We start from the raw sequence: 13197 nt of genomic DNA, 5'->3' as shown, positions 1-13197 counted from the left end.
ATAACCTATGTCACAACTCTAAGAACCGGAGGCTGCAAAATGGATATCCGCCAATTGAAATATTTCCTGGCGATTGCCGAGGAAGGACAAATTACATCCGCCGCCAGGAAGCTGCAAATGGCCCAGCCTCCCCTCAGCCAGCAGCTTAAGCTGCTGGAGGAAGAGTTGGGAGTCAAGCTGGTGGAGCGCGGGCCGCGCAGCATACAGCTGACGGATGCCGGAATTATTCTGCGTAACCGGGCCCAGCAGATTCTGGAATTAACAGACTCCACCGCCAGGGAGATCAGTGATTATGCCAAAGGGCTTAAGGGGAGCCTGACCATCGGCACAGTCTCGTCCTCGGGCGCCACCCTGCTGCATGACCCGCTCACGGAGTTCCACAAGAGCTATTCGGGTGTGACCTTTGAGATCCATGAAGGCAATACGTTTATGATTATTGATCTGCTGAACAAAGGTATTGTCGAGATCGGCATTATCCGCACCCCGTTCAACTCCAGCAATCTGGAGTGCCTGTATTTCCATTCAGAGCCGATGATCGCGGTGATGACCGCTGATTATGACTGGGCCCGGGGCCAGAGTGCTGCCCAGCTTGGCGAGCTGCAGGACAAACCGCTGATTTTCTACCGCCGCTTCGAGCAGCTTATCCGTGAGACCTGTCTGGAGCACGGGTTTGAGCCACAGATCTTCTGTATGAATGATGATGCGCGGACCACGCTGCTCTGGGCTAATGCGGGACTCGGGATCGGCATTGTACCCAAGTCGGCGTTTGAGCTGGCCAATCACAGCAACCTGATCTATAAAGAGATCCTGTGCGAGACCCTGCGCACCCGCGTGGCAGCCGTATGGATGAAGGATAAATATCTGTCCTCTATGGCTACCAAGTTCATCGAGACCTTCAAGTCACTGTAATGGCCTGCTTATCTTCTGGAGGATGTCCAATTTCGACTCCCTTCATCCTGAGGATGAACGGCCCGCAGCTTGGCTTCATCCGCACGCCAAAACCCCCGCACCGGTCAAGCGCCAGCGCGGGGGTTCTTCTGAATTACGGGTCTTAAGGCCGGCGGTAGCGCTGGTTTAGACCATGATTTTGCAAATATCGTTCGTGAACTGCACCGGATCATTAACCTGCAATCCTTCGATCAGGAGCGCCTGGTTGTATAGGAGGTTCGTGTACAGGCCCAGCTTCTCCTTGTCGCCTTCGGCAGCAGCCTTAAGCGATTTGAAGACATCATGATGAATGTTGATTTCCAGCACCTTGTCCGCTTGCACATCCTGGCCGCCGTTCGGCATAGCCTTGAGGATTTTCTCCATTTCGATCGTCAGTTCGCCTTCGGTGGACAGGCAAACCGGATGGGATTTCAGCCGCTTGGACGCTTTGACTGCCTTCACTTTGCCGGACAGGATGCCCTGCATCGCTTCGAACAATCCCTTGTTCTCATTCTCTTCTGCTTCGGACGGCTTATCCTCGGCACTCTCTTCGATGCCCAAGTCACCGCTGGATACGTTCTTGAATTCCTTCTCTTTGTAGGACATGATCATCTTGATCGCGAATTCGTCAATATCGTCGGTGAAGTAGAGGATTTCGTACCCCTTGTCGAGCACCATTTCCGTCTGTGGCAGCTTCTCGATGCGTTCTACCGATTCACCGGACGCATAGTAGATATACTTCTGGTCTTCCGGCATTCTCTCCACATATTCAGCCAGCGTAACCAGCTTCTTCTCCTTGGAGGAGTGGAACATCAGGAGGTCCTGGAGCGTCTCCTTTTCCATTCCATAGTCGTTATAGACCCCAAACTTCAGCTGTCTGCCAAAAGAGGTATAGAACTTCTCATATTGCTCACGCTCATCCTTCAGCAGGCTCAGGAGCTGGCTCTTAATCTTGCTCTTGATGTTCTTCGCAATCAGCGTCAGCTGGCGGTCATGCTGCAGCATCTCACGGGAGATGTTCAGCGACAGATCCTCGGAATCCACCATCCCTTTGACGAAGCTGAAGTAATCCGGCAGCAGATCTCCGCATTTGTTCATAATCAGCACACCGTTGGAGTAGAGTTCAAGACCCTTTTCATATTCCTTGGTGTAGTAGTCGAACGGAGTATTCTCCGGAATGAACAGGATGGCGTTGTAGACCACCGCGCCGTCGGCACTGATGTGGATATGCTTCAGCGGCTTGTCGAAGCCGTAGCGCTTCTCGGCATAGAAGTTGTTGTAATCTTCTTCCGTCAGCTCGTTTTTGTTCTTGCGCCAGATTGGCACCATGCTGTTCACGGTCTGCTCTTCAATGACATCGACGAATTCATTCTCGGCGTCCTCTTTCGGCTGTCTGCCGGTAATGTCCATCTTGATCGGGAAACGGATGAAGTCCGAATACTTCTTGATGATCGACTTCAGACGGTACTCTTCCAGGAACTCATCGTAGTTATCGTCTTCCGTATTCTCTTTGATCTTCAGCGTAATTTCGGTTCCGACCGCATCCTTCACGCAAGGCTCAATCGTGTAACCGTCCGCGCCCTGGGATTCCCATTTGAACGCCTGGTCGCTGCCCAGCGCCTTACTGATTACGGTAACGTCGTCAGCCACCATGAATGCGGAATAGAACCCTACCCCGAATTGTCCGATGATGTTGTGTCCGTCCTTGGCTTCATTATCCTTCTTAAAAGCAAACGACCCGCTGTTCGCAATAATCCCCAGATTGTTCTCCAGCTCTTCCTGCGTCATCCCGATTCCGGTATCGGAAATGGTTAAGGTGCGGCTTGCCTTATCTGCGGTTACTTTAATGTAATAATCCTCTTTATTGAACACCAGGCCTTCATCGGCCAATGCCTTGTAATAGATTTTATCAATGGCATCGCTTGCATTGGAGATCAGTTCCCGCAGAAAAATCTCACGCTGCGTGTAGATGGAGTTAATCATCATTTCCAGCAGTCTTTTGGATTCAGCTTTAAACTCTTTTTTAGCCATGAATAAATAAATCTCCTTTCAAAAATAACCTTCGGATTGCGGATCAGGGTTTAGCACTCCACTCGACCGAGTGCTAACACTACCTTTTATATAACATATACTCGTTTTTGATGTCAATATCTTGCTGCATATAACAGGCCACAAAAAAAGAAACTTAAGGAAAACAGACCAACTACAGCTTACTTCTGCTGCGCACGGAGGCCGATCTCTAGTTTGCCGCCATGGTAGCAGTAATAGGACTGGGCTTGCAGTGCTTTTAACCGGTTCAGCGACTGCTCTGCACTCGCAAGGTCTATACAATATTGCGGGTTCGCTACAACCAACTCATTCTGCTCTTTTACCGCCGCATCCCCTGTGATGACACTGCCCAGCTCTGGAAAATACAGCGAAATATGACCTGACGTATGTCCCGGGGTGGCGAGAATCTGGCACTTGGAGTTCAGAATCCACTCGCCATCCCGGACAGTTACGTCCACCGGCACATGCTGCAGCTTCTTCAAAAGATCTACGAACGTTTCCCCGGACGGCTGCTCTTCTTCAGACATGTGTTCGAGGAGCGCTTCGGCTTGAACCAGCCGCTCGGATTTGGCCATACCAGAGATAGTGGGCGCCTCGGCTTCACTTGCAATGATCACAACCGAAGGATATTTAGCCCGGAAGTCAGCCAAAGCACCGATATGGTCATCGTCATAATGAGTGATGATAATCGTCTTCAGGTTCGCGGGATCATGACCCTGCTTCAGAATTTCCTTCTCTATTAAAGGCATGAACAGGGGGTAACCGGCATCGACCAGGGTCAGCTCCTTCCCGGATACAATGAGACTCGGATAAATAGAATAGGAATGTCCTTCATACTCGAACTCAATGGGCAGTTCAATGATGTTCATGTGTTATTCCTCCCTTCGCCTTGGCATCCGCCAGCAGCATTTGGATCAAGGACTCCAGCGGCAGGGACTTCCACTTCTTGGGGTGAAGCAGAAGCTGCAGATCGAAATGAATCTCCGGATGGGTAAAAGACAGCTCCGACAGGTTCCCCCGCTCGATCTCCTCTTCAGCCACAATTCTCGGCAGCAGCGCTATGCCCAGGCCGTTACGCACACAACGCTTGATCGCCTCCAGGTTCGACAGCTCAAAACCAATCCGGAACACAATCCCGTGGTCCCGGAGCAGGTTCTCGAACAGGCTGCGGTAGATGCAGCTCTCCTCGGAGACAATCAGCTCACAGTTGTTAAGATCCTGCAGCGTCACCCGTTCCAGCTGTGCCAGCGGAGACTGGGTAGGCGCTACCAGAACAAGCGGCTCATCGCGGATGATCATTCTCGTCAGCAGATTATCCGCCATGCTGCGGTCCAGCATGAGGCCGATATCCACTTCCCCGTCCCTGATCTTGGAGACCAGATTGGCCTCCTGCTCTGTCTGCAGATGAATGTTCAGACCGGGGAACATTGTCCGCAGCTGCTGCAGGAACGGCGGCAGATAAAAGGCAGCAAGTGAATCAATCGTCCCAATCGTCAATGTGCCGCCGATCTGCTGGGCTATCGTTTCTTTCGAGCGGTCGTACAGATCAAGAATCTCCACGAACAGCTTCAATAGCTCCTCCCCCGGCGGGGTGAGGCGCAAGGCCCGGCCATGCCGTTCAATGAGCGGTACTCCGTATTCCTTCTCAATCTTCTGAATCTGCATCGTTACACTGGACTGTGCATAGCCCAGCTCTTCAGCCGCACGGGTGAAGCTCTGCCGCTTCGCAACTTCGCGGAAGGTCCGCATATAAGTTAAGTCCATGATCTCACCCTAACATCAATATTATTGATAACCTACATCATTTATTATAGCTAACAACGATGCAATAATCCATGGTACAGTAGAACAAACGGATTTTACAATTTTGGAGGACGATATTCATGTTAACAGAAGAACAGATTTATGGAATTTATGTTCCCGTGGTCACCCCGTTCCAAGCGGCTGGCGAGATTGATCTGGAGTCCTACCAGCGTTATGTGAACAACATCATCAAGAACAATATTCATGGTCTGGTCGTTAATGGAACCACTGGAGAATCGCCGACAGTCAACATACAGGAATTACAGACACTCGTGGATGCCTCACGGGAGCTCTTGAAGTCCAGCCCCATCCCGCTGGTGGTGGGTACAGGCACGAACGATACCGCCTCTACCGTCATCCGCACGGAGCTGGCTGCGAACTCAGGTGCCGATGCCGCACTGGTGGTTGTTCCTTATTATAGCCGTCCGTCACAGGAAGGCATCATCGCTCATTTCCGCAAGGCAGCCGAAGTTGGCCTGCCGATTATTGCTTATGATATTCCCGGCCGCGCCGGTGTCGGCATGTCCGTAGATACTGCGCGCACGATCCTGGAGATGAATAATGTCGTGGGGTTAAAAGACTGCTCCGGCTCTCCCCTGCTGGTCTCCGAGCTCTCCCGCAGCGGCTGCAAGCCCGTGCTCTGCGGCGACGATCTGCATTTCTTCGATATGCTGGGCCACGGAGCCGCCGGAGGGATGCTGGCCTCGGCCAACGTACATACCGCCCGCTTCCTCAGCATCTACGAGCAGTATAGAGCCGGCCAGGTAGAGGCCGCCCAGGCCGCCTACAATCAGCTGGTACCGCTGATGGAGCTGCTGTTCAAGGAATCCAACCCGGCGCCGATCAAATGGCTGCTCAGCGCGCGCGGAGAGATCGCCTCGGACACGCTCCGCCTGCCGATGACCTCAATCAGCTCTACGCTGCGCGAAGAGCTGGGCGCCTACCTCGCCGGGTAACTTTTGGCGCAGGCCCCGTCCCGCCTTATAGTACAACAAGAATAACCGCCGTTTGCAGTCAGTGACTGGCAAGCGGCGGTTTTTTGTTATTAGTATTGGAACGCGTGAGAATCCGCTGCCGCAATACCTGGTGCGCTAATAACCGGTACACTTGCTCGAAACCTACGCCTATAACTCCCCGAGGTAGACTCCTCTGCCTGTTTCGGGGTAGCGACCCCGGGCGGATTCAGAGGGACTTATCCCTTTCATTTCCTCCTATCGCCTACTTCTGGCTGATTCAAAGGGATTTATCCCTTTCATTTCCTCCCATCGCCCACTTCTGGCGGATTCAGAGGGATTTATCCCTCTCCTTTCCTCCTATCGCCTACTTCTGGCTGATTCAAAGGGATTTATCCCTTTCATTTCCTCCCATCGCCCACTTCTGGCGGATTCAGAGGGACTTATCCCTCTCTTTTCCTCCCATCGCCCACTTCTGGCGGATTCAGAGGGATTTATCCCTTTCATTTCCTCCTATCTCCCACTTCTGGCGGATTCAGAGGGACTTATCCCTTTCATTTCCTCCCATCGCCTACTTCTGGCGGATTCAGAGGGATTTATCCCCAACCAACTTAAATAAAACAGCCTCCCCGAAGGAAGGCTGCCTTTCAATTCAAATAGGATATGCTAGGCCCCGCAGCGCTTATTGCGATCTGCTTGCATTAGCCGCGGGACGGCTGCCAGAGCGTCCGCTTTGGCTTCCGCCCGGTCTGCTGCCGGACTGGCTGGACCGGCCGTATTGGCCGCCAGACGGTTTATTACCTGCTCCGCCACCTGGACGGGCTGCAGATCGTTCGCCTGGACGGCTGCCGGAGCCTGCTCCGTTGCCGGAGCCGCCAGCAGGACGGCTGCTGCCAGTTCCGCCGCCTGCATAGCTGCTGCCCGAGGCACTCTTGGCTCTGCCGCCTGCGTCACTACCGCCTGATGCACTTTTCACTCCGCCACCTGTATAGGTGCTACCCGAGGTGCTTCTAGCTCCGCCGCTTGTATAACCGCCGCCCTGCTTGCCTTGCGCGAACCATTCCGACTTCGGCTTACGGGCCGGATTGGTTTTAGCTTTTTGCGACGGCTTCACTGGTGCTTTGCCCGGACGGTCTGCAAGCAATGCCAGATTGCTCTTGGACATCGGATAAGCATGGTCCTTCACTTCCGGAATCGTCTTGCCGATCAGCTTCTGAATATCCTTCAGGTACGGGATTTCCTCCGCTTCGCACAGTGAGATGGCGATTCCGCTCATTCCCGCACGGCCGGTCCGGCCAATACGGTGAACATAAGTTTCGGGAATATTCGGCAGGTTGAAGTTGATGACATGGGACAGTTCATCAATATCAATTCCGCGGGCCGCGATGTCTGTAGCTACCAGCACCCGTGTCGCACCGCTCTTGAAGTTTCTTAATGCGTTCTGGCGGTCATTCTGCGATTTGTTGCCGTGAATGGCCTGTGCAGTAATATTAATTCTGGTCAAATCCCGGGTTACCCGGTCAGCGCCGCGTTTGGTGCGTGTGAACACCAGTGCTGATACAATCGAAGGGTCCTGCAGCAGACGGTTCAGCTGATTCTGCTTGTTCCCGTTCTCCAGCAGGTAGATCGACTGCTCGATTCTGTCCACAGTAGAAGATACCGGGGTAATTTCAATTTTCACCGGATTCACCAGCAGAGTCTTCACCAGCTGAGAAATTTCGGTCGGCATGGTAGCCGAGAAGAACAAAGTCTGCTTCTTGTCAGGCATCTTGGCAATAATCCGCTTCACATCATGAATGAAGCCCATGTCCAGCATACGGTCTGCTTCATCCAGAACAAGAATCTGCACATGCTGCAGATCTACGCGTTTTTGGCTCATCAGGTCGATCAGTCTGCCCGGTGTGGCAATCAGAATATCAGCACCGATGGCAAGCGCCCGTTCCTGGGCCTTCTGCGATACCCCACCGACAATCGCTGTCGAACGGATCGTTGTGAACTTGCTGTAGGCTTGAATGTTCTCGGATATTTGCAGAGCAAGCTCCCGCGTCGGTGTCAGAATCAGGGAACGGATACGCTTCGTTCCGCCAGTTCTGGCCTGCTGGCTGAGCAGTTGAATAATCGGCAATGAGAAGGCCGCGGTTTTTCCGGTACCGGTCTGTGCACAGCCCAGGATATCTCTGCCAGCCAAGGCCGCAGGAATGGACTCTTCTTGAATTGGGGTTGGGGATGTATAGTTTTCCAGGCTCAGTGCCTTAAGAATCGGCGGAATCAAATTCAAATCGTTAAATGTCATTTTATCTCCTTAATTTTGAATACATATATTATCGGACCATTAATCCCTTGTATATCTCTTTTGCGGCGTCTCCACATAGCGCTCAGCAAAGTCATAACACATAATGATAACACAGAAAAGCGAATATGAAAACTTCCATTTCATTATTTTCAGAAAATTTATTTCACAACAAAAAAAGCAGAGGATTTCTCCCCTGCCTTATGCCAAATATTATAAGAACCTAATCAACGATTTCAGCAGTATCGCCATTATTGGCACCAGCAGCATTCGCTTCATCGGTGTCGATATGCATATCAAGCTTGAAGTTGTCGGATACGCGTGCAATCACGTTCTCCAGTACCAGGCCGCGTTCGCCGCCAAGGCGTACTTTGAGGAGCTGCTTATCAGCAATGCCCCAAGCTTCTGCTTCGGAAGTGTGCATGTGAATATGGCGTGCTGCCACAATCACACCTGTCTCCAGTTCAACTTCACCGGCAGGTCCTTTAATCGTAATGCCTGGTGTTCCTTCGATATTACCGGATTCACGTACAGGTGCTTTCACGCCGAGGCTGAATGCGTCTGTGCGGGATACTTCCAGCTGCGAGGCCGGACGGGCAGGTCCGAGGATTCTCACTTTGTCGAACTTCCCTTTAGTACCGATTACAGCTACTTGTTCGTTGGCTGCGAATTGTCCGGGTTGGGATAGCGGTTTGAACTCAGTCAGTTGATAACCTGCGCCAAACAATGCTTCTACATGCTCCTGCGTAAGGTGAATATGCCGGGCCGACACACCTACGGATACAGTCTTGCTCATTCTTAAGTCACTCCTTGTATTTTCTCTAGTATCTGTACAAGCCACTGAACATTATACATCTTATTACCCGAAAATAAAAAGATCCGCCTCACAATCAGCGGATTTTTTTCGACATTTTACGATTCTGTGAATGGAAGCAGAGGATTCATTCCTGCCGAAGAAGGCAGTTGCTCCCGCAAGAATCCCCAGGCATTCCGGTACAGCCAGCCCCGTACCTCATCCTCCGGATAGTACTTCAGCAGAAGATCGGCAAACTCCACATATTTTCCCGGATGCTCCAGTCCTCCGACCCAGGCTTCAATTCCGTCAAAATCCGAGCCGAACATCAGCTGTCCGCTTCCCCCCAGCCCGCAGACATGCTCAATATGCCTCCGCATATCCTCACGGCCTGCCTCTCCTCCCTCCCGCACAAACCAGGGAACAAAGGTAAGCCCGATCCGTCCATCCCTTGCAATCAGCGCCTTAATCTGGTCATCACTCAAATTGCGGGGATGAGCACAGATAGCGGCGCTATTGGAGTGTGAAGCAATGAACGGGCGTACGCTCCGCTCCATCAGCTCCCAGAACCCTGCCGGGGCCAAATGCGACACATCGAGCAGCATGCCGCTCCCGTTGCACCATTCAATCAGCTTCCGCCCTTGCTCTGTGAAACCGCCGTTGCGCCGCTCCAGCACACCGTCCGCTGCCCAGTTCGCATAGTTCCAGGTAACGCCCAGACAACGCACGCCGAGCTCGAAGCATAACTGGGCATAGAACAGATTGCCCTCCAGACCGTCCACGCCTTCCAGAGAGAGCATTCCAAAGGCCGGGGCAGTTAAGCCACCCTCCACGGTCTCTTCCTTCCAGCGCAGCCACTGCAGGCCTCCCGTGCCGACAACCTTCTGGCGGAAGCATTCAATTTGACCCAGGACATCCTCGAATTTCGCCCTTCCGCGCACCGCAGACAAATATATCGCAAAAACCTGCAGTTCGACATTCCCCTCCGCCAGTCGCTCTGAGGTCACATCCAGGCGGGGATCATTCCTGAAATCCATCCCGGGATTCGCCTGCAGCTTGCTCAGGGCATCGCAATGAAAATCCGCCACTTTCAGCTTCATCTTCCCCATAGTAGACCAGCTCTCCTTCTTCTGACTCTCCGATTTTAACGGATCAACCGTCTATTTCATATGTATGCCGCAGGCTGAAGCATCAGTCAGGACAGCAAAAAGCCTGTTTACCAAGTAAACAGGCTCAATCTAAATGATTCATTTCATTATCTAGGCTCAACAATAAGTTTGATCGCTGTCCGGTCTTCCCCATCAATCACTATATCCGTAAAAGCCGGAATACAGATCAAGTCGACTCCGCTAGGTGCGACAAATCCCCGGGCGATGGCAACGGCTTTGACGGCCTGGTTCAGTGCTCCTGCTCCAATAGCTTGTAGCTCGGCCGATCCACGTTCGCGAAGAACACCTGCTAATGCGCCAGCAACGGAATTTGGATTGGATTTAGCTGATACTTTTAATACATCCATAGTAAGTACCTCCCCTGGGAAAATGATGGTGTTCTTCTTCCACTACAGTAGATGTTATTCGCGGGAGAAGAATTAATTCCTTCTTTTTACGGACCTTTCCGGAGAAAATAGTTCAAAAGATACTCTTTTTCGATATGATAAATATCACACTTTACCCAAAACAAACGAGTTTTACCGAATTACCTATTTGTTCGTAAACCCTTCTAGCTCATCACCCATTCATCTTCACGCAGCCGGATCTTCTCCAGTCGTGTCGCTTTACCCGTAGCTTCATCAAGTTCTGCGAATATACCATGCAGCTGCCATTTGCCTTCGTCGACTACAAAACGGGAGGGAAGCTGTGTTGTAAATTTATAGATGATCGCATCCTTTTCCATACCCAGAATTCCTTCTCTTGAACCAACCATACCAGCATCTGTAAGATACGCCGTACCTCCAGGCAGAATCACATCGTCATTGCTCTGCACATGAGTGTGCGTGCCGACAACGATCGAAGCCAGACCATCCATGAAATAGCCCATCGCTATTTTCTCGGAGGTCGCTTCCGCATGGAAATCCACCAGAATGCATTTATGCTCTCTGCGCAGCTCTTCCACAATCTCCTCGCCAATCCGGAACGGATCATCAATCGCCGGAAGGAAGGTACGCCCCTGGAGATTCACAATCGCCAGCTGTTTGCCGTTCCCCTTAACGACGGTATACCCTCTGCCCGGTGTCCCCGGCGGGAAGTTAGCCGGACGGATAATCCGCGGCTCATCGTCGATAAATTCAAAGATATCCTTATTGTCCCACGTGTGGTTGCCCATTGTAATTCCATGGATACCCCAGTTGAAAAACTCATTGGCTATCGCGGCGGTGATTCCTCTGCCGGCTGCTGCATTCTCACCATTGGCAATAATGATATGCGGCTGATATTTGCTTTTCAGGGAAGGCAGCATTTCACGCAGCGCTTTTCTGCCTGTATTGCCTACAATGTCTCCGATAAATAAAACTTTAATGATTCTCTCCTCCTACAAAGTATTGATTTTCTCCATACAAAAATCGCTGCATAAGTATAATTTCACCTATTCCGCTCTATTCCAAACTCCATTACGCCAGCGGTACTGCGCAGCAAGGTGTACCGCTCAGCAGGACTGGAGTATAGCAGGTAATAAGCAACTGCTCACATGCAGGCAAGAAAAAAGGCCCCGCACGGGGGCCGATTTCCTTGCTTATTTTGCGTATTCTACAGCGCGTGTCTCGCGGATTACGGTAACCTTGATATGACCCGGATAATCCAGCTCACTCTCAATCATCTTCGTAATGTCACGGGCCAGACGGAAAGCTTCCGCATCATCAATCTTCTCAGGCTGTACCATTACGCGAACCTCGCGGCCCGCCTGAATAGCGTAAGATTTCTCGACGCCCTCGAAGGACTCCGAAATTTCCTCCAGCTTCTCCAGACGTTTGATGTACGTTTCCAGGGTTTCACGGCGTGCACCGGGACGGGCAGCCGACAATGCATCAGCAGCTCCAACCAGCATGGCAATAACCGAGGTAGCCTCGCAATCTCCATGGTGGGAAGCGATACTGTTGATAACCACCGGATGTTCCTTGTACTTCTTCGCCAGTTCGACGCCGATTTCCACATGCGAACCTTCCACTTCATGATCAAGCGCTTTGCCGATATCATGCAGCAGTCCGGCACGTTTTGCAAGCACGATGTCTTCCCCAAGCTCACCGGCCATAAGTCCAGTCAAATAAGCAACCTCCATGGAGTGCTTAAGTACGTTTTGACCGTAGCTCGTACGGAATTTCAGGCGGCCCAGAATTTTGATCAGATCCGGATGTAGACCGTGAACGCCAACCTCGAAGGTAGCTTGTTCACCGTATTCACGAATCCGCTCATCCACTTCTTTACGGGATTTCTCCACCATTTCTTCAATCCGTGCAGGATGGATACGTCCATCTGCCACCAGCTTCTCAAGTGCCGTACGGGCCACTTCGCGGCGGATCGGATCAAATCCTGACAGAATAACCGCTTCCGGCGTATCATCAATAATAAGATCAATCCCCGTAAGAGTCTCCAGGGCACGGATGTTACGGCCTTCACGACCAATAATCCGGCCTTTCATCTCTTCATTCGGCAATGTCACAACAGATACCGTAGTTTCTGCCACATGATCGGCTGCACAGCGCTGGATGGCCAAGGTAATAATCTCACGGGCTTTCTTGTCCGCTTCCTCTTTGGCCTGCTGTTCAATTTCCTTGATCATCTGAGCAGTTTCATGGCGAACTTCCTGTTCTACATTACTAAGAATGATACTTCTGGCATCATCGATGCTTAGATTGGAGATACGCTCCAGTTCAGTAACCTGATTCTTGTAAATGACATCAATTTGCTGTTGGGTTTCATCAATTCGTTTCTCTTTGTTAGCTACTTGTTCTTCTTTTCGTTCAAGCGATTCCATTTTTTTATCCAGCGATTCTTCCTTTTGCAGCAAACGTCTCTCTTGCCGTTGGATTTCATTCCGACGTTCACGAGTTTCTTTCTCAGCTTCGGTACGGATTCTATGAACTTCGTCCTTAGCTTCCAATACCGTTTCCTTCTTCAGCGCCTCCGCCTCTTTCTTCGCGTTCTCCACGATGACTACGGCTTCTTTCTCTGCGCTGGAAATTTTAGCTTCTGCAAGGGATTTACGAATAAAATAACCGAATCCAAAGAATGATGCAGCTACAACGAGAACGATAATGACCCAGATCCATGATTCCATCTGTTCACCTCCTCGTTTACATCCTCCAAGGTTCTTCCCTTGGGTATGTGTGCAGTTGTTAAACTATCCGTTCATCACCATACAAAAAACCGGTAATACACCGATTGCCATAC

At 51.3% G+C, this 13197-nt stretch carries 11 protein-coding genes; 2 read left to right on the top strand and 9 right to left on the bottom strand.

Annotated features, from left to right (window positions below):
- Positions 1 to 39: 39 nt before the first annotated feature.
- A complete protein-coding gene (locus tag HQN87_RS13060) occupies positions 40 to 909 on the top strand; it encodes a LysR family transcriptional regulator (protein ID WP_173133437.1) in 870 nt (289 codons plus the stop codon).
- A gap of 165 nt (positions 910 to 1074) precedes the next feature.
- On the opposite strand, the gene htpG is transcribed toward HQN87_RS13060, so the two are convergent.
- From htpG to HQN87_RS13045, 3 genes are all read right to left on the bottom strand, one after another.
- Entirely contained in the window at positions 1075 to 2958 is a 1884-nt protein-coding gene (gene htpG, locus HQN87_RS13055) for a molecular chaperone HtpG (RefSeq protein WP_173133434.1), read from the bottom strand.
- A gap of 179 nt (positions 2959 to 3137) precedes the next feature.
- A complete protein-coding gene (locus tag HQN87_RS13050; RefSeq protein WP_173133431.1) occupies positions 3138 to 3845 on the bottom strand; it encodes an MBL fold metallo-hydrolase in 708 nt (235 codons plus the stop codon).
- Complete coding sequence (locus HQN87_RS13045; RefSeq protein ID WP_173133428.1) at positions 3832 to 4740, bottom strand: LysR family transcriptional regulator; 909 nt, start codon at positions 4738 to 4740, stop codon at positions 3832 to 3834. Before HQN87_RS13045 ends, HQN87_RS13050 begins: the two co-directional genes overlap by 14 nt.
- 119 nt (positions 4741 to 4859) lie before the next feature.
- Here HQN87_RS13045 and dapA point away from each other — a divergent pair, with 119 nt between their 5' ends.
- A complete protein-coding gene (gene dapA / locus HQN87_RS13040) occupies positions 4860 to 5735 on the top strand; it encodes a 4-hydroxy-tetrahydrodipicolinate synthase (protein WP_173133425.1) in 876 nt (291 codons plus the stop codon).
- Positions 5736 to 6414: 679 nt separating this feature from the next.
- Here dapA and HQN87_RS13035 read toward each other — a convergent pair.
- From HQN87_RS13035 to rny, 6 genes are all read right to left on the bottom strand, one after another.
- Complete coding sequence (locus HQN87_RS13035; protein WP_173133422.1) at positions 6415 to 8025, bottom strand: DEAD/DEAH box helicase; 1611 nt, start codon at positions 8023 to 8025, stop codon at positions 6415 to 6417.
- Between the two features lie 220 nt (positions 8026 to 8245).
- Entirely contained in the window at positions 8246 to 8818 is a 573-nt protein-coding gene (gene pduL, locus HQN87_RS13030) for a phosphate propanoyltransferase (protein WP_173133419.1), read from the bottom strand.
- 116 nt (positions 8819 to 8934) lie between these two features.
- Positions 8935 to 9915, bottom strand: a complete 981-nt coding sequence (locus HQN87_RS13025) for a dipeptidase (RefSeq protein ID WP_173133415.1) — start codon at positions 9913 to 9915, stop codon at positions 8935 to 8937.
- 155 nt (positions 9916 to 10070) lie between these two features.
- Positions 10071 to 10331: a stage V sporulation protein S gene (locus HQN87_RS13020; protein WP_019910496.1), complete on the bottom strand. Its 261-nt coding sequence runs from the start codon at positions 10329 to 10331 to the stop codon at positions 10071 to 10073.
- 203 nt (positions 10332 to 10534) lie between these two features.
- Positions 10535 to 11329, bottom strand: coding sequence for a TIGR00282 family metallophosphoesterase (locus tag HQN87_RS13015; RefSeq protein WP_173133712.1), 795 nt, complete (start codon positions 11327 to 11329; stop codon positions 10535 to 10537).
- A gap of 213 nt (positions 11330 to 11542) precedes the next feature.
- A complete protein-coding gene (gene rny / locus HQN87_RS13010; RefSeq protein ID WP_173133412.1) occupies positions 11543 to 13084 on the bottom strand; it encodes a ribonuclease Y in 1542 nt (513 codons plus the stop codon).
- Positions 13085 to 13197: the final 113 nt, after the last annotated feature.

The sequence above is a fragment of the Paenibacillus tritici genome, from assembly GCF_013204885.1.
GTDB lineage: Bacteria > Bacillota > Bacilli > Paenibacillales > Paenibacillaceae > Paenibacillus_AQ > Paenibacillus_AQ tritici.
This window is presented reverse-complemented; position numbering and strand designations above follow the sequence as displayed.